23 protein-coding genes are annotated in these 18,264 nt (G+C 60.2%); 9 read left to right on the top strand and 14 right to left on the bottom strand.

Annotation, left to right across the window (positions count from 1 at the left end; translation table 11 throughout):
* Positions 1–9 precede the first annotated feature (9 nt).
* Entirely contained in the window at positions 10–1,851 is a 1,842-nt protein-coding gene (locus PSH78_RS06280; protein WP_370871112.1) for a potassium transporter Kup, read from the bottom strand.
* 336 nt (positions 1,852–2,187) lie between these two features.
* Between PSH78_RS06280 and rimO the strand changes: the two genes are divergently transcribed.
* From rimO to tsaA, 5 genes are all read left to right on the top strand, one after another.
* Positions 2,188–3,528, top strand: coding sequence for a 30S ribosomal protein S12 methylthiotransferase RimO (gene rimO, locus PSH78_RS06275; RefSeq protein WP_305499179.1), 1,341 nt, complete (start codon positions 2,188–2,190; stop codon positions 3,526–3,528).
* A 316-nt stretch (positions 3,529–3,844) separates the two neighbouring features.
* Positions 3,845–4,318 carry a GNAT family N-acetyltransferase gene (locus PSH78_RS06270; RefSeq protein ID WP_305499178.1) on the top strand — a complete coding sequence of 158 codons (474 nt, stop codon included), beginning with the start codon at positions 3,845–3,847 and terminating at the stop codon, positions 4,316–4,318.
* Positions 4,319–4,400: 82 nt separating this feature from the next.
* On the top strand, positions 4,401–5,111 hold the full coding sequence (locus PSH78_RS06265; RefSeq protein WP_305499177.1) for an rRNA pseudouridine synthase: 711 nt from the start codon (positions 4,401–4,403) through the stop codon (positions 5,109–5,111).
* A 64-nt stretch (positions 5,112–5,175) separates the two neighbouring features.
* The gene (locus PSH78_RS06260) at positions 5,176–5,637 is read left to right on the top strand and encodes a DUF1456 family protein (RefSeq protein WP_305499176.1); all 462 of its coding nucleotides are present in this window, start codon (positions 5,176–5,178) and stop codon (positions 5,635–5,637) included.
* 3 nt (positions 5,638–5,640) lie between these two features.
* Complete coding sequence (gene tsaA, locus PSH78_RS06255) at positions 5,641–6,339, top strand: tRNA (N6-threonylcarbamoyladenosine(37)-N6)-methyltransferase TrmO (RefSeq protein WP_305499175.1); 699 nt, start codon at positions 5,641–5,643, stop codon at positions 6,337–6,339.
* A 201-nt stretch (positions 6,340–6,540) separates the two neighbouring features.
* Here tsaA and fpr read toward each other — a convergent pair whose 3' ends face one another.
* Positions 6,541–7,320, bottom strand: coding sequence for a ferredoxin-NADP reductase (fpr, locus tag PSH78_RS06250; RefSeq protein WP_003198368.1), 780 nt, complete (start codon positions 7,318–7,320; stop codon positions 6,541–6,543).
* Between the two features lie 122 nt (positions 7,321–7,442).
* On the opposite strand from fpr, the gene PSH78_RS06245 reads away from it, so the two are divergent.
* Entirely contained in the window at positions 7,443–8,369 is a 927-nt protein-coding gene (locus PSH78_RS06245; RefSeq protein ID WP_181289263.1) for a LysR family transcriptional regulator, read from the top strand.
* A 3-nt stretch (positions 8,370–8,372) separates the two neighbouring features.
* Here PSH78_RS06245 and PSH78_RS06240 read toward each other — a convergent pair whose 3' ends face one another.
* From PSH78_RS06240 to PSH78_RS06230, 3 genes are all read right to left on the bottom strand, one after another.
* Positions 8,373–8,735 carry a diacylglycerol kinase gene (locus PSH78_RS06240; RefSeq protein WP_305499171.1) on the bottom strand — a complete coding sequence of 121 codons (363 nt, stop codon included), beginning with the start codon at positions 8,733–8,735 and terminating at the stop codon, positions 8,373–8,375.
* Positions 8,736–8,805: 70 nt separating this feature from the next.
* Positions 8,806–9,459 carry a response regulator transcription factor ErdR gene (erdR, locus tag PSH78_RS06235; RefSeq protein WP_305499169.1) on the bottom strand — a complete coding sequence of 218 codons (654 nt, stop codon included), beginning with the start codon at positions 9,457–9,459 and terminating at the stop codon, positions 8,806–8,808.
* Positions 9,460–9,672: 213 nt separating this feature from the next.
* Entirely contained in the window at positions 9,673–10,419 is a 747-nt protein-coding gene (locus PSH78_RS06230; RefSeq protein WP_305499167.1) for a tRNA-uridine aminocarboxypropyltransferase, read from the bottom strand.
* Between the two features lie 183 nt (positions 10,420–10,602).
* Between PSH78_RS06230 and PSH78_RS06225 the strand changes: the two genes are divergently transcribed.
* Positions 10,603–11,025 (top strand): quorum-sensing-regulated virulence factor family protein, encoded by a 423-nt coding sequence (locus PSH78_RS06225; RefSeq protein WP_305499165.1) that lies wholly within the window; start codon positions 10,603–10,605, stop codon positions 11,023–11,025.
* Here PSH78_RS06225 and PSH78_RS06220 read toward each other — a convergent pair whose 3' ends face one another.
* The gene (locus PSH78_RS06220) at positions 11,026–11,220 is read right to left on the bottom strand and encodes a hypothetical protein (RefSeq protein ID WP_305499163.1); all 195 of its coding nucleotides are present in this window, start codon (positions 11,218–11,220) and stop codon (positions 11,026–11,028) included.
* A gap of 398 nt (positions 11,221–11,618) precedes the next feature.
* Here PSH78_RS06220 and PSH78_RS06215 point away from each other — a divergent pair, with 398 nt between their 5' ends.
* Both PSH78_RS06215 and PSH78_RS06210 read left to right on the top strand, forming a co-directional pair.
* A complete protein-coding gene (locus tag PSH78_RS06215; protein ID WP_305499162.1) occupies positions 11,619–11,816 on the top strand; it encodes a hypothetical protein in 198 nt (65 codons plus the stop codon).
* On the top strand, positions 11,797–12,915 hold the full coding sequence (locus tag PSH78_RS06210; protein WP_305499160.1) for a TIGR00730 family Rossman fold protein: 1,119 nt from the start codon (positions 11,797–11,799) through the stop codon (positions 12,913–12,915). Before PSH78_RS06215 ends, PSH78_RS06210 begins: the two co-directional genes overlap by 20 nt.
* 44 nt (positions 12,916–12,959) lie before the next feature.
* On the opposite strand, the gene recX is transcribed toward PSH78_RS06210, so the two are convergent.
* From recX to PSH78_RS06170, 8 genes are all read right to left on the bottom strand, one after another.
* On the bottom strand, positions 12,960–13,427 hold the full coding sequence (gene recX / locus PSH78_RS06205) for a recombination regulator RecX (RefSeq protein WP_305499159.1): 468 nt from the start codon (positions 13,425–13,427) through the stop codon (positions 12,960–12,962).
* A gap of 8 nt (positions 13,428–13,435) precedes the next feature.
* Positions 13,436–14,488 carry a recombinase RecA gene (recA, locus tag PSH78_RS06200; RefSeq protein WP_079303629.1) on the bottom strand — a complete coding sequence of 351 codons (1,053 nt, stop codon included), beginning with the start codon at positions 14,486–14,488 and terminating at the stop codon, positions 13,436–13,438.
* Between the two features lie 83 nt (positions 14,489–14,571).
* The gene (locus tag PSH78_RS06195) at positions 14,572–15,072 is read right to left on the bottom strand and encodes a CinA family protein (protein WP_305499157.1); all 501 of its coding nucleotides are present in this window, start codon (positions 15,070–15,072) and stop codon (positions 14,572–14,574) included.
* A 71-nt stretch (positions 15,073–15,143) separates the two neighbouring features.
* Positions 15,144–15,680 carry a lysis system i-spanin subunit Rz gene (locus PSH78_RS06190; RefSeq protein ID WP_305499155.1) on the bottom strand — a complete coding sequence of 179 codons (537 nt, stop codon included), beginning with the start codon at positions 15,678–15,680 and terminating at the stop codon, positions 15,144–15,146.
* The gene (locus PSH78_RS06185; RefSeq protein WP_305499153.1) at positions 15,662–16,225 is read right to left on the bottom strand and encodes a glycoside hydrolase family 19 protein; all 564 of its coding nucleotides are present in this window, start codon (positions 16,223–16,225) and stop codon (positions 15,662–15,664) included. The genes PSH78_RS06190 and PSH78_RS06185 overlap by 19 nt, the downstream gene beginning before the upstream one ends.
* 24 nt (positions 16,226–16,249) lie before the next feature.
* Positions 16,250–16,696: a phage tail assembly chaperone gene (locus PSH78_RS06180; protein WP_305499152.1), complete on the bottom strand. Its 447-nt coding sequence runs from the start codon at positions 16,694–16,696 to the stop codon at positions 16,250–16,252.
* Complete coding sequence (locus tag PSH78_RS06175) at positions 16,697–17,593, bottom strand: phage tail protein (protein ID WP_305499150.1); 897 nt, start codon at positions 17,591–17,593, stop codon at positions 16,697–16,699.
* 108 nt (positions 17,594–17,701) lie between these two features.
* On the bottom strand, positions 17,702–18,262 hold the full coding sequence (locus PSH78_RS06170) for a tail fiber assembly protein (protein ID WP_305499148.1): 561 nt from the start codon (positions 18,260–18,262) through the stop codon (positions 17,702–17,704).
* Between the last annotated feature and the right edge of the window lie 2 nt (positions 18,263–18,264).

Genomic DNA, 18,264 nt, shown 5'->3' with positions numbered 1-18,264 from the left:
GTTACAGGCCTACATCTCCACCTGCGTCCCCAGCTCGATAACCCGGTTCAACGGCAGATTGAAGAAGCGCAGGTTGCCATTGGCGTTCTTCAACATGAAGGCGAACAGCGACTCGCGCCAGCGCGCCATGCCTTCAAGCTTGGAGGCGATGACGGTCTCGCGGCTGAGGAAGTACGTCGTGCGCATCGGGCTGAAATCCAGCTCATCCAGATGGCAGAGCTTGAGCGCTTGGGGCACGTCCGGTTCGTCGGTGAAGCCGAAGTGCAGGATGACCCGGAAGAAGCCCTCGCCGTAGGCATCGACCTCGAAGCGCCGCTGCGACGGTACGCGGGGAATGTCCTCGTAGACCACGGTCAACAACACCACTTGCTCGTGCAGCACCTGGTTGTGCAACAGGTTATGCAACAGCGCGTGGGGCACGGCATCCGAGCGCGCGGTCAGGAACACCGCGGTGCCCTGCACACGATGGGGTGGTTGCACGCGGATGCTGCTGATGAACACCGGCAACGGCAACGCTCCTTCGTCCAGGCGCTCCACCAGCAGTTGTTTACCGCGCTTCCAGGTGGTCATCAACACGAACAAGGCGATACCGGCAATGACCGGGAACGCGCCGCCCTGGATGATCTTCGGCACGTTGGCGGCGAAGTACAGCCCATCTACCAGCAGGAAACCGAACAGCACCGGCACCGCTAGCAGCGGCGGCCACTTCCACAACAACAGGATCACGGCAGAGACCAGAATCGTGGTCATCAGCATCGTACCGGTGACCGCCACGCCATAGGCTGAAGCCAGCGCACCGGACGATTCGAAGCCCAGCACCAGCAGCACCACGCCGACCATCAACGACCAGTTCACAGCACCGATATAGATCTGGCCCTGCTCGGCGCTGGAAGTGTGCTGGATGTACATGCGCGGGATATAGCCGAGCTGGATCGCCTGGCGCGTCAGCGAGAACGCGCCGGAAATCACCGCCTGCGAGGCGATCACCGTAGCCAGGGTCGCCAAGCCCACCAATGGCAGTAATGCCCAGCTCGGCGCCAGCAGATAGAACGGGTTGCGCGCCGCTTCCGGGTCGCCGAGCAGCAAGGCGCCCTGGCCGAAATAGTTGAGCATAAGGCCCGGCAGCACGAGGATAAACCAGGCGCGAGCGATCGGCTTGCGACCGAAATGCCCCATGTCGGCATACAGCGCTTCAGCCCCGGTCAGCGCCAGCACCACCGCGCCAAGGATCGCCACGCCCATGCCCGGGTGGACGACAAAGAAACGCACGGCCCAGGCCGGGTTCACTGCGTTTAATACTTCCGGATGCTGGCTGATGCCATACACGCCCAGGGCGCCGAGCACGAGGAACCAGGTCACCATGATCGGGCCGAACAGGATGCCGATCCGCGCGGTGCCGTGGCGCTGGATCAGGAACAACGCGACCAGCACCACCACCGAAAGCGGCACCACCCAATGATCGATGCCTTCAAATGCCAGGCCGAGGCCTTCCACCGCTGACAGCACCGAGATCGCCGGGGTGATCATGCTGTCGCCATAGAACAGCGCCGCACCGATCAAGCCGCAGACCACCAGCAACGTGCGCAACCGCGCCCTGCCGGCCGCCGCCCGCCGCGCCAGGGCGGTCAAGGCCATGATCCCGCCCTCGCCCTGGTTGTCGGCCCGCAGGACGAACATCATGTATTTGATCGACACGACCCAGATCAGCGACCAGAAGATCAGCGACAGAATCCCCAGCACGCCGTCATGGTTGACCGGCACGCCATAGCCGCCGGAAAACACTTCCTTCAGGGTATACAAGGGGCTCGTGCCGATGTCGCCATATACCACTCCGACCGCCGCGACCAGCATGCTCAGCGGCTTGGTTGCCGAATGCTCGGCAGTCGCCGCCTGACTACTTGCATGACCCATCCAACACTCCTGATTCCCCAGACCTGTCTTCTTTTAAAAGAAGCCGTACGCTTTGTGCCGCAGCATGCGCTGTTTTACGCTTTGTTACAGACGTTTTGTTGACTGTAGCAATCGCCAGAAGGCAAAGGCGCGAAGCATAGCGCAGCACTCGTCGTTTTTCCCTGCATAAAGCTGGTCAAGTGCGCCCGCCATGGATAGAATTGCGCACTTTTTGATCAGAGGCGCGTCAGGCGCCCTGTCTCGCACGAGACGATCCCCCTTATACCGAGGTTAGACATGTCCACCACTCCCGCGCCAGCCAACCCGAAGGTTGGCTTCGTATCCCTGGGTTGCCCGAAGGCTCTGGTCGACTCCGAGCGCATCCTGACCCAACTGCGCATGGAAGGTTATGACGTGGTGTCCACCTACCAGGACGCCGACGTGGTAGTGGTCAACACCTGCGGCTTCATCGATTCCGCCAAGGCCGAATCCCTCGAAGTCATCGGCGAAGCCATCAAGGAAAACGGCAAGGTCATCGTGACCGGCTGCATGGGCGTGGAAGAAGGCAATATCCGCAACGTGCACCCGAGCGTGTTGTCGGTGACCGGTCCGCAGCAGTACGAGCAAGTGGTCAACGCCGTGCACGAAGTCGTGCCGCCGCGCCAGGACCACAACCCGCTGATCGACCTGGTGCCGCCGCAAGGCATCAAGCTGACCCCGCGTCACTACGCCTACCTGAAGATTTCCGAAGGCTGCAACCACAGTTGCAGCTTCTGCATCATCCCGTCGATGCGCGGCAAACTGGTCAGCCGTCCGGTCGGTGATGTACTCGACGAGGCCCAGCGCCTGGTCAAGTCCGGCGTCAAGGAGCTGCTGGTGATTTCCCAGGACACCAGTGCCTACGGTGTCGACGTGAAATACCGCACCGGTTTCTGGAACGGCGCGCCGGTGAAAACCCGCATGACCGAGCTGTGCGAAGCCCTCGGCAGCCTCGGCGTCTGGGTCCGCCTGCATTACGTCTACCCGTATCCGCATGTCGATGAGCTGATCCCGCTGATGGCCGCCGGCAAGATCCTGCCGTACCTCGACATCCCGTTCCAGCACGCCAGCCCGAAAGTGCTCAAGGCCATGAAACGCCCGGCGTTCGAGGACAAGACCCTCGCGCGCATCAAGAACTGGCGCGAAATCTGCCCGGACCTGATCATCCGCTCGACCTTCATCGTCGGCTTCCCCGGCGAAACCGAGGAAGACTTCCAATACCTGCTGAACTGGCTGACCGAAGCCCAGCTCGACCGCGTCGGTTGCTTCCAGTACTCGCCGGTCGAAGGCGCACCGGCCAACGACCTGGACCTGGACGTGGTCCCGGACGACGTCAAGCAGGACCGTTGGGAACGCTTCATGGCGCACCAGCAGGCGATCAGCTCGGCCCGCCTGCAAATGCGCATCGGCCGTGAAATCGAAGTGCTGGTGGACGAAGTCGACGAGCAAGGCGCCGTCGGCCGCTGCTTCTTCGATGCCCCGGAAATCGACGGCAACGTCTTCATCGACAACGGCAGCAACCTCAAGCCGGGCGACAAGGTCTGGTGCAAGGTCACCGACGCCGATGAGTATGATTTGTGGGCTGAGCAGATCGCCTGAGCAGGGCCTGCACTCAAGGGGTAATGCGGTTCACTCAGGGAAAATGCTGTACCCGTGGCGAGGGAGCTTGCTCCCGCTCGGCTGCGAAGCAGTCGTAAACCGGCGGGTGCGGTGTGACTGACGCTCCGCATGCGACAGGTTTTGGGGCCGCTTCGCGGCCCAGCGGGAGCAAGCTCCCTCGCCACGGGAATGTGCATATTTTTCCGGCTGCCCTGCACTTGAAAAGTCATGAAGCCCTGCTCTGTAACAAGATGCGGGGCTTTTTTACGGCTATCGTATGCAGATACAACATTTCCACCATAAGGAACAGGCGGACATGCGTCAGCATTCGGTCATCCACACGCCGAAACCGAGCGATTACGAAGAATTGACCCGGGTCTGGGAAGCGTCGGTACGCGCCACCCATGACTTCCTGCCGGACAGCTACATCGAGCTGCTGAAGAACCTGGTACTCACCCGTTACCTGGACGCGGTGATGCTGATCTGTACTCGCGACCAGCGTCAACGCATCACCGGGTTTGCCGGTGTGGCGGCGGGCAAGATCGAAATGCTCTTCATCGACCCGCAACACCGTGGCCAAGGCCTGGGCAAACAACTGCTGCGCTATGCCATGGAGCACCTGAACGCCAACGAGCTGGACGTCAACGAACAGAACCCGCAAGCCCTGGGCTTTTATCTCAAGCAAGGCTTTGAAGTGGTCGGGCGTTCCGCACGGGATGGCATGAACCAGCCCTACCCGTTGCTGCACATGCGCTACAAACAAGCCGACCTGAAGGCCGGACGCGGCTAAAAGCCGCCTGAGGCAAATGGACCCGCGATTAACCGGCGCCAGACAGGTACAATGCCCACCCTCTTTTTGTTACGGCCCCGTCATGACTGACCCGATTCGTCTCTCCAAACGCCTCATCGAACTCGTCGGCTGCTCCCGTCGGGAGGCTGAGCTGTTCATCGAGGGCGGCTGGGTCACCGTGGACGGCGAAGTGATCGACGAGCCGCAGTTCAAGGTCACCGGCCAGAAGGTCGAACTCGACCCGCAAGCCAAGGCCACTGCGCCGGAGCCGGTGACGATCCTGCTCAACGTTCCGGCGGGCATGGACGCCGACACCGCCATGGCAACCCTCGGACCGGAGACCCTGAGCGACGAACATCGCTTCGGCAAGCGCCCGCTCAAGGGCCACTTCCTGCGCCTGACCGCCAGCGCCGACTTGCAGGCCAATGCCAGCGGCCTGCTGGTGTTCACCCAGGACTGGAAGATCCTGCGCAAGCTCACGGCCGACGCGGCCAAGATCGAGCAGGAATACGTGGTCGAAGTCGAGGGCGAAATGGTCGCCCACGGTCTTAATCGCCTGAACCACGGCCTGACCTACAAGGGCAAGGAATTGCCTGCGGTCAAGGCCAGCTGGCAGAACGAAAACCGCCTGCGCTTCGCCATGAAGAACCCGCAACCGGGCGTCATTGCATTGTTTTGCCAGGCGGTCGGCCTCAAGGTCGTCGCTATCCGCCGCATCCGCATCGGCGGCGTGTCCATTGGCAAGGTGCCGTTGGGCCAATGGCGCTATCTGTCCGCCAAAGAAAAATTCTAGATACGACTTTACTGGCGCCGCACCGAGCTGGGGCGCCCACAGCCGATTGATCAGGACTGCACACATGATTCACAACGACGTACTGCGCAGCGTGCGCTACATGCTCGACATCAGCGACAAGAAAGTCATCGAGATCATCAAGCTGGGCGGCCTGGATGTCTCCCTGGAAGACCTGACCGGCTACCTCAAGAAAGACGAGGAAGAAGGCTTCGTGTTCTGCCCGGACCTGGTCATGGCGCATTTTCTCGATGGCCTGGTGATCTTCAAGCGCGGCAAGGACGAAAGCCGTCCGCCGCAGCCGATCGAAGTGCCGGTGACCAACAACATCATCCTGAAGAAACTGCGCGTGGCGTTCGAGCTGAAGGAAGACGACATGCACGCCATTCTCAAGGCCGCCGAATTCCCCGTGTCAAAGCCGGAGTTGAGCGCGCTGTTCCGCAAATTCGGCCACACCAACTATCGCCCATGCGGCGACCAGTTGCTGCGCAATTTCCTCAAGGGCCTGACGCTGCGCGTACGCGGCTGATCCATGAGCTACAACGTTTCCCCCATCGGCTTCGTCCGCTCCTGCTTCAAGGAGAAGTTCGCCATTCCGCGCCAGCCACACCTGGCCCCGGCCGCGCGTGGCGTGCTGGAGCTGGTGGCGCCGTTCGACCAGGGCGAGGCGGTGCAGGGCCTGGAGCAGGTCAGTCATGTCTGGCTGCTGTTTCTGTTCCATCAGGCCCTTGAGGAAAAACCACGATTGAAGGTGCGTCCGCCCCGACTGGGCGGCAACAAGTCCATTGGCGTATTCGCCACCCGCGCCACCCATCGCCCCAACGGCATCGGTCAGTCAGTGGTGAAGCTGGAACGGGTCGAAGCGGGTCGGCTGTGGATTTCGGGCATCGATCTGCTGGACGCGACGCCAGTGCTGGACATCAAGCCCTACGTGCCCTACGCCGACATCATCGGCTCGGCGACGAACAGCATCGCCAGCGCAGCGCCTGCATTGATTCCGGTGCAATGGGCGGACTCAGCCCTGCTTCAAGCCCGCGAGCATGCCCTGCGCCTCGAAGAGCCCTTGGTGGAGCTGATCGAACAATGCCTGGCCCAGGATCCACGTCCGGCGTATCAGGTCCCCGCAGCCGAACGGGAATACGGCGCGCAGTTCTGGGACCTGGATGTGCGCTGGCATTATCCGCAGCCGGGGTTGATTCGGGTACTGGAAGTAATCCCGGCGCAGGAATAATTGCCGGAAACGAAAAAGCCCGCGCCGCCTTGATCAGGCAGCGCGGGCTTTTTTTGGGGCTACTGCTGGACCGAGTCGCCTTCTTCGCGAGCAGGCTCGCTCCCACATTTGGCCGGGTTGTCACAAGACCCTGTGGGAGCGAGCTTGCTCCGGGCGGCGATCCGATGGTGGCGGTAGGTCAGCCACCGCATGAACCGCGACTTATTTCTCTACAAACGCCCGCTCGATCAGGTAATCACCCGGCTCACGCATACGCGGCGAAACGGTCAGGCCGAAGCTGTTGAGCACTTCGCTGGTCTCGTCGAGCATGCTTGGGCTGCCGCACAACATGGCGCGGTCGTCCTGCGGATTGATCGGTGGCAGGCCGATGTCGCGGAACAGCTTGCCGCTGCGCATCAGGTCGGTCAGGCGGCCTTCGTTCTCGAAGGGCTCGCGGGTCACGGTCGGGTAGTAGATCAGCTTTTCGCGGAGCGCTTCGCCGAAGAATTCGTTCTGTGGCAGATGCTCGGTAATGAATTCGCGGTAGGCGACTTCATTGACGTAACGCACGCCGTGGCACAGGATCACTTTCTCGAAACGCTCGTAGGTTTCCGGATCCTGGATCACGCTCATGAATGGCGCCAGGCCGGTACCGGTGCTGAGCAGGTACAAATGTTTGCCAGGCTTGAGGTCGTCGAGCACCAGCGTGCCGGTAGGCTTCTTGCTGATGATGATCTCGTCGCCTTCCTTCAGGTGCTGCAGCTGGGACGTCAGCGGACCGTCGGGAACCTTGATGCTGAAGAATTCGAGATGCTCTTCCCAATTCGGGCTGGCAATCGAGTAAGCGCGCATAAGCGGGCGGCCGTTGGGCTGCTGCAGGCCGATCATCACGAACTGACCGTTCTCGAAGCGCAGGCCCGGATCGCGGGTGCACTTGAAGCTGAACAGAGTGTCGTTCCAGTGATGAACACTGAGGACACGCTCGTGGTTCATGTTGCTCATGTACGGGGGACTCCTGGAAATGATGCCTGCGCCGATAATCTGCGCAATTGCATCGCATTCTAATGGCGGCGACAATATCTGTTAAATGGATTATTAAGATAAGGGTTATCGGTTATATCGATATGCGATTTACTCTACGTCAACTTCAAGTCTTCGTCGCCGTCGCTCAGCAGGAAAGCGTGTCCCGTGCCGCGGGCCTGCTCAACCTGTCGCAGTCGGCCGCCAGCACTTCCATCACCGAATTGGAGCGCCAGTCCAGCTGCCAGCTCTTCGACCGCGCCGGCAAGCGCCTGAGCCTCAACGCCCTCGGCAAGCAATTGCTGCCCCAGGCGGTGGCGCTGCTGGACCAGGCCAAGGAGATCGAAGACCTGCTCAACGGCAAGTCCGGCTTCGGCTCACTGGCGGTCGGCGCCACCCTGACCATCGGCAATTACCTGGCGACCCTGTTGATCGGCGGCTTCATGCAGCGCCATCCGGAAAGCCAGGTGAAGCTGCATGTGCAAAACACCGCCAATATTGTGCATCAGGTCGCCCACTACGAAATTGATCTGGGTCTGATCGAAGGCGACTGCAGCCACCCGGACATTGAGGTGCAGAGCTGGGTCGAGGACGAATTAGTGGTGTTCTGCGCGCCCCAGCACCCATTGGCCAAACGCGGCCAGGCGACCATGGAGGAGTTGACCCGCGAAGCCTGGATCCTGCGGGAACAGGGTTCCGGCACCCGCCTGACCTTCGACCAGGCCATGCGTCACCACCGTAGCGCGTTGAATATCCGCCTGGAGCTGGAACACACCGAAGCGATCAAGCGCGCCGTGGAGTCCGGCCTGGGGATAGGCTGTATCTCGCGCCTGGCTCTGCGTGACGCCTTTCGCCGGGGCAGCCTGGTGGCCGTGGAAACCCCGGACATGGATCTGGCGCGGCAATTTTATTTCATCTGGCACAAACAGAAATACCAGACCTCGGCCATGCGTGAGTTTCTTGATCTGTGCCGGGCGTTCACCGCTGGGGTGCAGCGTAGCGACGAGATCGTCCTGCCCGCCATCGCCTGAAACTCAGAGCAGTATCAGGCCCCAAACCAACGCAATCATCGTCAGGGCGACCAACTGGGCGGCGCTGCCCATGTCCTTGGCGTTCTTCGACAGCGGGTGCAGCTCCAGGGAAATGCGGTCGATGGCCGCTTCCACCGCCGAGTTCAGCAACTCCACGATCAGGGCCAGCAGGCACACCGCGATCAGCAAGGCCTGCTCGACGCGGCTGACGTTAAGGAAGAACGACAGAGGAATCAGGATGACATTGAGCAGCACCAGTTGACGGAAAGCGGCTTCGCCAACGAACGCCGCACGCAGGCCGTCCAGGGAATAGCCGGAGGCATTGAGGATGCGTTTCAGGCCGGTTTGGCCTTTAAAAGGTGACATAAAGTAGGCACTGATCGAAAGGAATGGAGAAGCTAATGGAACCGCAGTCAAAAAAGCGTGAATTCAGACACTACGACTGCGGCGAAATTGACTCGAGTTGTTGCAGCAACAAGGCTGCCTGCGTTCGGGTGCGCACGTTGAGTTTACGAAAGATCGCAGTAACGTGGGCCTTGATCGTCGCCTCGGACACATTCAGCTCATAGGCAATCTGCTTGTTCAGCAGGCCTTCGCAGACCATGGTCAGCACCCGGAATTGCTGCGGCGTGAGGCTGGCCAGGCCTTCGCTGGCGGCCTTGGCTTCCGCGGAAACACTCACCGCTTCGAACGCCTGGGGCGGCCAGGATACATCGCCATCGAGGACGGACTTCACCGCTCTTTGGATCATTTCCAGGGAGCTGGATTTGGGAATGAACCCGCTGGCGCCGAACTCGCGGGCCTTGACCATCACCGAGGCCTCTTCCTGGGCCGAGACCATCACCACCGGAATCTGCGGGTATTGCCCACGCAACAGCACCAGGCCAGAAAAACCATACGCACCGGGCATGTTCAGATCCAGCAGCACCAGGTCCCAGTCGGCCTTTTCAGCCAATCGGCTTTCCAGTTCCGCGATGCTGGCCACCTCCGTCAACCGGACATCCGAGCCAAGGCCCAGGGTCACTGCCTGATGCAACGCGCTGCGAAAGAGCGGGTGGTCATCGGCAATCAGGATTTCGTATGTGGCCATTTTTCCAATGATCCTGTTTTTAGTGGCAGGCCCGATGCATTCGCGCCTCGCCGAACAACCCAAGACACCGCCATGCAGCGGTATCAACAGGGGGCACGTTCAACGCCAATCACAGCGTTTCAAACTCCAGCCGCCCCCTGGTCGGCGCCAAGCATGCCCAGCGAAGCCGGGGTGGTCAAGCAGCACGGTCACGGCCTTATCCAGTATGGGCCACTACTCGGTCAACAGCGCAGGAACCGCGCGAACGAAGGGCTGCAGCTCGGCATGGGCCGGCGTGGACTCGTTCACCTCCTGCTGGCGCTTGGCGCCGAGGTAATGCTGGCTGAACACATCGAAATAGGCGTCCAGGGCCGACGCCGCGTCGCTGTCCCCCGCCAGCTCCAGGCACAGCGCCGCCACTTCGGCGGTACACAGGTGTTCGCTGCGGGTCGAGCGACGCAAGCGATAACGAGACAACTTGTCGGGCAACAGGCTCAGGATCGGCAATCGGTCGAAATACGGGCTTTTTCGAAACATCTTGCGCGCTTCCGTCCAGGTCGCGTCCAGCAGAATGAATAACGGACGCTTGCCCTGATCGAGCGCCACCGTGTGGGTGACACGAGACGGTTCGACGTACTCGCCTGGAAACACCAGATAAGGCTGCCATTGCGGGTCATTCAGCAAAGCCAGCAATTGCCCGTCGACCTCGGTACGCGACCAGATGAAGGCATGGTTGTCGCGCACCACATCGGCGATCAGCCAACCGGTATTGCTCGGCTTGAAGACTTCTTTGTTGGTCATGATCAGGCAGACCCCGGAACGGGTCTCGACGCTCGGGCGCCAGGCACACAGGCAATGGCTTTCGATCACCCGACACGCGCTGCAACGAGGCGCGCGCCAGCCACGGGCCTGGAGCGGCTTGATGCCCTCGTCGACGCGCTGGTCGCGCAGGCGGGCTACGGCGTTGGGGGCATGGATCATAGCGGGCGACGCCCACGGACAAGAGAACTCGACACGAACAACACTCGGCAGGACAACAGAGCCCGGCAGTCTACCAGAGCGCGCAAGCCTGTACCGTCTACCCGGGCTCCCCTATAATCGCCGCCACTGAACGCACAGTCACGTGACCGGTCGAACCCCCTGTCACTGAACCAGGAGAGTTTCATGCTGCGCCTTATCGTCCCTACCGTTGCCGTTCTGCTGGCGACGTCCATCAGCGCTCAGGCCGCGTCGCTGAAAGAACTCGAACTGAACAAGATGCTGCAGAACGTGGCCACGCAAAGCAGCGTCGGCACTCCACGCGCCATCAACGAAGACATTCTCGACCAGGGTTATACCGTCGAAGGCACCGAGCTGATCAACCATCTCAGCGTGCAAAGCAGCCACGCCCAGAAAATGCGCGCCGACCCCAAGGCGGTCTACTTCCAGCTGGGCTCCACGGTGTGCACCAACCCAGGCTTTCGCAAGTTGATGGCCAAGGGCGCAACCATGCGTTACGAATTCACCGAAGTTAAGACCAATCGTCCGGTCGCCACCGAACGCTTCCAGGAATCGGACTGCCCGAAACCGGCCAAGACCAAAAAATAATCAACCCGAGCTGGCGCGCCGCTGCTCATCGTCGGCGCGCAGTTCCGCCACCAGCGCCTGCAAATAGCGCGAGCGCCATTCCCTGCCCTCCAGCCGACGGCAGCACTCCTCTTCAAGGCTCACCTGATTGGCCTGAGCCGCTTCCAACAGCATCAGGTACAACTGCTTGTCGAGCTCCAGAGTTACCCTGGTCATTTCTCCCGCCTCCCTGCCCCGAAAATGCTTAACTCCCCGGCGTGGACGCCCAACCCTGGACGTCGAATAACGTCGGCACGCTTGTTATTGAGTAAATCAGAGCGGCACGTAGCCAGTCGGTGATCTGACGAGCGGCGCATTACCCACTATCAGAGCTGGAGCGCAGGATGCCTTCGCGAGCAGGCTCGCTCCCACAGGAATTTTGCCGAACGCATACCTGATGTTCACTGAAGATCAATTGTGGGAGCGAGCCTGCTCGCGATGACGGGTTCCAACAAAGCCAGGTGACGGTTGCAAATCGTCATCTGCGAGCGCCATGATCAACAAGAGGCTAGATTCAAAATATCGCTTGTTACCGGGCAGAACGAGGCTGCCCTTGCCAAAACCCTGACGCTTGATTGTTTTTCATCCAAGGGAAACAGCAGAATCCGTTGGCTGGCTTGATCGCCTTGCTGCAATTTGCGTCGAGCCAGGTTGAACGCCCGGGCAAACGCCGGGCTGACGACGGCACAGGAAGTGCCGTGGCCCTGACGAATCTCTCGTTCGGGCCGGGTTCTGTTCAGAAGGAGAAGCTGAATGCCTTACAAACCGAATGACCTGCTCAGTCGGCATTTTGAGAGCCATGGCCACGACCTCACCCGCAAGGTCGAAGAGCAACTCAACCTGGTATCACCCAACAGTCCCAATCTCCCCATTTACCGCGACATGATCCTGACCGTGCTGCGCATGGCCCAGGAAGATCACAACCGCTGGAACGCCAAAATCACGCTGCAAGCACTGCGCGAACTGGAACATGCCTTCCGCACGCTCGAACAATTCAAGGGCCGTCGCAAAGTCACGGTCTTTGGCTCGGCCCGAACGCCCATAGAACATCCGCTGTATGGCTTGGCGCGAGAACTGGGGGCGGCGCTGGCCCGGTCGGACATGATGGTCATCACCGGCGCAGGCGGAGGCATCATGGCCGCCGCCCATGAAGGCGCAGGCCGCGAGCACAGCCTGGGCTTCAACATCACCCTACCCTTCGAACAACATGCGAACCCGACCGTCGAGGGCACGCAGAATCTCCTCCCGTTTCATTTTTTCTTCACCCGCAAGCTGTTCTTCGTCAAGGAAGCAGACGCGTTAGTGCTCTGCCCAGGTGGTTTCGGCACCCTTGATGAAGCATTGGAAGTCTTGACGCTGGTGCAGACGGGCAAGAGCCCATTGGTGCCGATAGTGCTGCTGGATGTGCCGGGAGGTAGATTCTGGCAGAGCGCCCTGGATTTCATCCGCGAACAACTGGGAGAGAACCGCTACATCCTGCCCACCGACATGAAGTTGATGCACCTGGTGTACACCGCCGAGGATGCGGTGGAAGAAATCAACCAGTTCTATCGCAACTTCCATTCCAGCCGCTGGCTCAAGCATCAGTTCGTGATTCGCATGAATCATGCGCTCACCGAACAGGCGATGCAGCAGATGCAGGTCCAATTTGCCGATCTATGCCTGAACGACTGCTTCCATCAGCATGCCTACAGCGGCGAGGAGCCGGAGGAGGCGCCTTTCAGCCACCTGACGCGCCTGGCATTCACCTTCAATGCCCGCGATCACGGTCGACTTAGAGAACTGGTGGACTATATCAACCTGCCGGAAAACTGGGCCCAGCCTGCCGCCCAGCCCCACCCGCTGACCTGGGAACCAATCGAGGTGACTTGAGCCCAAAAAAAACGGCCCGCTATCGTAATAGCGGGCCGTTTTATCTAGTCATCCATGCTACGACCGCTGAACAGCCGATTGATCATTTCCATGGAGTATCCTCGATACGCCAGGAAACGCCCTTGCCTGGCCCGCTCCTTCGCATCAATGGGCAGATGCCCTGAGAACTTGCGACGCCAGGTATCGATTAACTGTTCCTGCCAATCGATACCGCTTTCCCGCAGGGCAAGTTCGATATCCGGTCGTTGCAAGCCGCGCTGGCCAAGTTCTTCGCGAATTCGCATCGGACCATAACCAGAGCGGGCGCGATAGGAAACAAAGCTTTCAAGATAGCGCGATTCCGACAACAGCCCCTCTTCCGTCAAGCGGTCCAGGGCTGTGTCGATCAATTCATCAGAGGCGCCGCGCTGGCGCAGTTTACGCGTCAGCTCGACTCGACCGTGCTCGCGTCTCGCGAGCAGGTCCATTGCGGTTCGCCGCACCGCGACGAGGGTATCGAGTACGGCGGTCATCGGATCGATCAGATGTCAGCGTCTGCCAGATCGTCTGCAGTCTCGCGGTTGGCCACGGCCTTGACGTCTGCAACCGGGCTCAACAGTTTGTCACGCAGTTGCTTCTCGAGAGCTGCCGCGACTTCCGGGTTGTCCGCCAGGAACTTGGCCGAGTTGGCCTTGCCCTGACCGATCTTGGTACCGTTGTAGGCATACCAGGCGCCGGATTTTTCGACAAACCCGTGCAGCACACCCAGGTCGATCATCTCGCCGTTGAGGTAGATGCCCTTGCCGTACAGGATCTGGAATTCAGCCTGACGGAACGGCGATGCAACCTTGTTTTTCACGACCTTGACGCGGGTTTCACTGCCGACAACCTCATCACCCTCTTTCACCGCGCCGGTACGACGGATGTCCAGGCGAACCGAGGCGTAGAACTTCAGCGCGTTACCACCGGTGGTGGTTTCAGGACTGCCGAACATCACGCCGATTTTCATGCGGATCTGGTTGATGAAAATCACCAGGCAGTTGGCATTCTTGATGTTACCGGTGATCTTGCGCAGGGCCTGGGACATCAGGCGAGCCTGGAGGCCCACGTGCATGTCGCCCATTTCACCTTCGATTTCCGCCTTGGGTACCAGTGCCGCTACGGAGTCGACGATGATCACGTCAACCGCGTTGGAGCGCACCAGCATGTCGGTGATTTCCAGGGCCTGCTCGCCAGTGTCCGGCTGGGAAACCAGCAGGTCATCGACGTTGACGCCCAGCTTGCCGGCGTATTCCGGGTCCAGGGCGTGTTCGGCGTCGACGAAGGCGCAGGTCGCACCGGCTTTTTGAGCCTGGGCGATCACGGACAGGGTCAGCGTGGTTTTACCGGAGGATTCAGGACCGTAGATTTCAACAATACGACCTTTTGGCAAGCCGCCGATGCCAAGCGCGATGTCCAGGCCCAGGGAGCCGGTGGAGATGGAAGGAATAGCCTGGCGGTCCTGATCGCCCATACGCATTACGGCACCCTTGCCGAATTGACGTTCGATCTGACCCAAGGCCGCAGCCAAGGCTTTCTTCTTGTTGTCGTCCATTAAAGTCCTCACGTAATCAATAAGGCCTGACGGCCAACACCTGTATAAGTAGCCAGTATTATTCCACAGCGATTCAGGATCGCCTACCCCTGATTTGAGATTTCTGTGGCGGCATGTTGTAACAGCCCGTCTAGCGCGGCCTTCACCGTTTGTCGGCGGACCTCGTCGCGGTGGCCTGGAAAGAAGCGCCGCTCGCTGAACACCGCCTCGCCAACGCCCCAGGCGAGCCATACGGTGCCCACCGGCTTACTCGGCGAGCCTCCGTCCGGCCCGGCCACGCCGCTGACCGCCACGGCGAAACGCGCCAGGCTTTTCTGCTGGGCGCCCCGCGCCATCGCCTCCACCACCTCGCGGCTGACCGCGCCGACCTTGCCGAACAATTCGGGAGGTACACCCAACTGCTGGGTTTTCTGGCGATTGGAATAGGTGACGTACCCGGCTTCGAACCAGGCCGAACTCCCCGGAATCCGCGTGATCGCCTCGGCAATCCCGCCGCCGGTACAGGATTCGGCGGTGGTGACATGGGCATTGAGCACCTGCAAGCGCCTGCCCAGTTCAGCGGCCAGTTCGGTAATGTCATCCATGCTGCTCTCCTGATTCGACGCGGTTGGCGCCTACCGTACACCAGCAGCCACAGCTTGCAAGGTCCGGCAGATTACCGGGCCAATGCTCTGACATAGGCCTGGCAGGCCTGCAAGGCGATCAGTCCACGGTCGCCCTCGTCGGTGATGGCGATAATTCGTTGAGCATGCGTCGGGTCAAGTCGGGCGCGTGGGGCGCCATGATCCATGCCGCCGGCGCCGGTGGCGGCAGGCATTGCACAACCGGCGGCAACATCGTCGGCGTCGAGGAGGACTGACAGCCGGACATCGGCAGTAGCAAGGCGATCGCGCAGGCGATCCTGGTCACGTTGGGCATCGCTCAAGGCTCGGTAGTGGGTTTGTTCGCTGGCGGAGAGTTGCCGTTCCAGGGCGAGGCGTTTGTCCTGCTCGACCTTTTGCTGCATCGCTGCCGCCTGGGTCATTCGATTGAGCGTCTCGGACTGCGACTGCGCCAGTTGCGCCAGTTGCCTGCCGTACCGCCACTCCTGGAGCCGCCACGCCAACATGGCTGGGCCACCGATCAGCAGCGCCACCAATACAACGACACCTAGCGTCCGGCAGGAAAACGGCATCAGGCCGAAGGTTGGCATAACACTTCCCTCGCCCGCGCCCAGAGTTGCAAGCGATCCTGCAAGCCATTCAGGCCGCCATTGATGCGGCGGGTGATGCTGTTGAACTGGTCACGATCAGCCAGCTCGTTCAGGCCGTTCTGCGCCCAGAACCAGGCGGCGGATTGCGCCGCCCATTGCGGTTGTTCGAGCAGTTCGGGCAAGGCCAGCAAACGTTCGTCGCCGAACAGCCCCAGGCTGCAACGAAGGTAATTGTCGTGGCCGGTAATCTGGATCAAGCCCCGGCCGCGATACTTCTGACCGTCACCGTCGGGCCGGGTCGAGTTGCCCAGGCGAACGGCCAGGGTTCCGGTGTCGTATTTGCTCAGGTATTGCTCGCTGCCCAGCTCCCGTACATAACGCAACTGCCCCGATTCGTGACCGACCTGGGCCAGGAATGCGGCGATGCGCTTGGGGGTGTCGATGCGGTAACGGGACATCGCGGTGTTCAACGCTGGAATAAAAACGCCCGCTTGGGCGCGGGCGTCGGGCATGATCTTGATGAGTTGCTGTTGCGTAAGGTCCATGTTCGGGTCATCGCACATACATGATCAAAGCTGCCCGGCCAGCCAGGATGGCGGGGCCGGACGGTGTTCGGCGGCTGGAAAGTGCTCGTCCTGTGGCCATTCCCTCAGGGCCCGGCGATAGGCCTGCAACTGCGTGTACTGCGCCTGGTCCAGCGTCGTGCCACCGCCGTCGTCCATTTCGTCGCGGTCGCGCGCTATGAGGCGGTCGGTTGCGGTGAGCTGGGCGTTACGCCACGCATATTCATTTTCCGAAGCCTGGGCCAATGTCAGAGCAGGGGGATCTACGAGAATGGGATAACCGTTGTCGGGGTTGGCTGAAACACGCTTGGGTGAAATGGCAAGTTGCTGAAGCAGCGACAGCCAGTAAGCCTTGGGGATTTCAATCACGTCGCCAGGAATATCAGAAATATTGATTCCAGGCACATAGGCTCCGCAAGTGCTTGGACTGAACAACAAGGTGAATTCATTCATTCAATAACCCTTCGCAAAATAGTAAACGCCCCATCCCGCGCTGACGTGCCCAGAATAGTCCCGGACTTTCAGACGCACGCCTTGGCGGGTAGCGGTTCCACTTACCACCATGACCATCGCTCCATCACCGCCCACATGGTTCGCCACAACCGAAACAAAAGTATTAGGGAATGAAATCGGGAACGTAACAAACACCTCCCCATTAACGTCAGTTGTACCGTAACCCCACTGGTCGATGTTTCCGCTCGCGTACCTTTGGTAACCCGGATTTCCCAATTGACCTGAAAACAACGAGGTGTATTTCAAAAGAACGGTGCCGCCGATCAACCGCCATTGATTGTCCAGCTTGACGAACTCTGCCGTTTCGCCACGGCCCAGATCGATGGGTCCAAGAGCTGAAGATGAAGGTCCCAGAGTATCGGTAGGCGAGGCTGTCGATACCTTTACCGCGGTCCCTACGTTGATAAGCGTGAGCGTCGCCCCATGCAAGATTCCCACGGTGTTGGGGAGCGTGACGTCGATTGCGGTGGCACTGGAAAAGCTGACGGCACCGCCGACATGGGCCGGTGTCAACGCGGTACTGACTGCGTACGCGAAAAAACCGGAGTACTGAATCCCGCTGCGCCTTACGAACTCCGTTGTCGCCACGGATCTGTCGTTATCAAATTGAGGCGCCGTGGTGAACAATTCGCTGCCACGCAAGGCCGTTAACAATTGATTGTTCAATTGTTCCGACGGCGTCTGACCGGCAGCTTGTATAACATTAAGCAACTCCAGCGTTACCCCATTGCCCCAACTGGCGGGAATCAACGATCCCGGCGTTCCCGCCAAAGGATCCTCGTCCACGAACCTGCCATTCGATAGACCTGCGCTGGGCACACTTTTTGGATAGTCCACATTTCACTCCTGATGGGCCAAAGATAAAAAACAGGCGAGACAAAGCCTCACCGGCATTACGCGGTGGCGCGATTGATTGGGAAAGTCTGAGAGGCTGCCCGAGGCGGGTTAAAGAGCAGGCTCGGGCAGGACAGGCCAGGTGATAGCGGTTGGAAAACCAGCTTGATGCTGGATGCGATTCAACTCGACGCTATAAAGCTTCCACTCCATCAGAGCCAGTTGTTCCTGGTCGCTGGCGTCGCCGATGTCTTCAGCGTACTGAAGCGGGGCTATACGCAACATTGCGTCGCGCAGAAGCGCATCCCGTTGGGCCAGAACCTGGCCAGTGATGTCGCTCAACTGCAAGTCAACGTCGAACTCCCAAGTGTGATTTTTCCAAGTATGGTAATTACCTGGCCATGGCTCAGTTGTGAACGCGTCCGGCAATTCCCCCAGTTCGTTCCAAATCTGCTGGCCGCCGTCTTTCTTGCGGTAGACCAAGCCGCGACGGTCAATAACCTCTCGGGGCACATTGTTCACCAGCGCCCATGTGCGGCCACCTTCCGGAGGGGGTAGTTCAAAGGAAATTGCCACCGCATTACTGGGGATCTGAACGCCAATACCTGGCGTTACGGGAAACTCCACGGGTCCGGACAATGCGCCGGCTTTATCGAAATGATAATAAAACACAG

The organism is Pseudomonas sp. FP198 (genome assembly GCF_030687895.1).
Taxonomy (GTDB): Bacteria; Pseudomonadota; Gammaproteobacteria; order Pseudomonadales; family Pseudomonadaceae; genus Aquipseudomonas.
This window is presented reverse-complemented; position numbering and strand designations above follow the sequence as displayed.

What these genes read in the sequence shown, in the direction of transcription:
- PSH78_RS06230 (WP_305499167.1), bottom strand. Translation starts at nt 10,419, where the DNA reads ATGATCCATGCCCCCAACGCCGTAGCCCGCCTGCGCGACCAGCGCGTC.
- fpr (WP_003198368.1), bottom strand. Translation starts at nt 7,320, where the DNA reads ATGAGCAACATGAACCACGAGCGTGTCCTCAGTGTTCATCACTGGAAC.
- recA (WP_079303629.1), bottom strand. Translation starts at nt 14,488, where the DNA reads ATGGACGACAACAAGAAGAAAGCCTTGGCTGCGGCCTTGGGTCAGATC.
- PSH78_RS06240 (WP_305499171.1), bottom strand. Translation starts at nt 8,735, where the DNA reads ATGTCACCTTTTAAAGGCCAAACCGGCCTGAAACGCATCCTCAATGCC.
- PSH78_RS06280 (WP_370871112.1), bottom strand. Translation starts at nt 1,851, where the DNA reads ATGCTGGTCGCGGCGGTCGGAGTGGTATATGGCGACATCGGCACGAGC.
- rimO (WP_305499179.1), top strand. Translation starts at nt 2,188, where the DNA reads ATGTCCACCACTCCCGCGCCAGCCAACCCGAAGGTTGGCTTCGTATCC.
- tsaA (WP_305499175.1), top strand. Translation starts at nt 5,641, where the DNA reads ATGAGCTACAACGTTTCCCCCATCGGCTTCGTCCGCTCCTGCTTCAAG.
- PSH78_RS06225 (WP_305499165.1), top strand. Translation starts at nt 10,603, where the DNA reads ATGCTGCGCCTTATCGTCCCTACCGTTGCCGTTCTGCTGGCGACGTCC.
- recX (WP_305499159.1), bottom strand. Translation starts at nt 13,427, where the DNA reads ATGACCGCCGTACTCGATACCCTCGTCGCGGTGCGGCGAACCGCAATG.
- PSH78_RS06270 (WP_305499178.1), top strand. Translation starts at nt 3,845, where the DNA reads ATGCGTCAGCATTCGGTCATCCACACGCCGAAACCGAGCGATTACGAA.
- PSH78_RS06180 (WP_305499152.1), bottom strand. Translation starts at nt 16,696, where the DNA reads ATGAATGAATTCACCTTGTTGTTCAGTCCAAGCACTTGCGGAGCCTAT.
- PSH78_RS06210 (WP_305499160.1), top strand. Translation starts at nt 11,797, where the DNA reads ATGCCTTACAAACCGAATGACCTGCTCAGTCGGCATTTTGAGAGCCAT.
- PSH78_RS06245 (WP_181289263.1), top strand. Translation starts at nt 7,443, where the DNA reads ATGCGATTTACTCTACGTCAACTTCAAGTCTTCGTCGCCGTCGCTCAG.
- PSH78_RS06260 (WP_305499176.1), top strand. Translation starts at nt 5,176, where the DNA reads ATGATTCACAACGACGTACTGCGCAGCGTGCGCTACATGCTCGACATC.
- PSH78_RS06265 (WP_305499177.1), top strand. Translation starts at nt 4,401, where the DNA reads ATGACTGACCCGATTCGTCTCTCCAAACGCCTCATCGAACTCGTCGGC.
- erdR (WP_305499169.1), bottom strand. Translation starts at nt 9,459, where the DNA reads ATGGCCACATACGAAATCCTGATTGCCGATGACCACCCGCTCTTTCGC.
- PSH78_RS06220 (WP_305499163.1), bottom strand. Translation starts at nt 11,220, where the DNA reads ATGACCAGGGTAACTCTGGAGCTCGACAAGCAGTTGTACCTGATGCTG.
- PSH78_RS06185 (WP_305499153.1), bottom strand. Translation starts at nt 16,225, where the DNA reads ATGGACCTTACGCAACAGCAACTCATCAAGATCATGCCCGACGCCCGC.
- PSH78_RS06195 (WP_305499157.1), bottom strand. Translation starts at nt 15,072, where the DNA reads ATGGATGACATTACCGAACTGGCCGCTGAACTGGGCAGGCGCTTGCAG.
- PSH78_RS06190 (WP_305499155.1), bottom strand. Translation starts at nt 15,680, where the DNA reads ATGCCAACCTTCGGCCTGATGCCGTTTTCCTGCCGGACGCTAGGTGTC.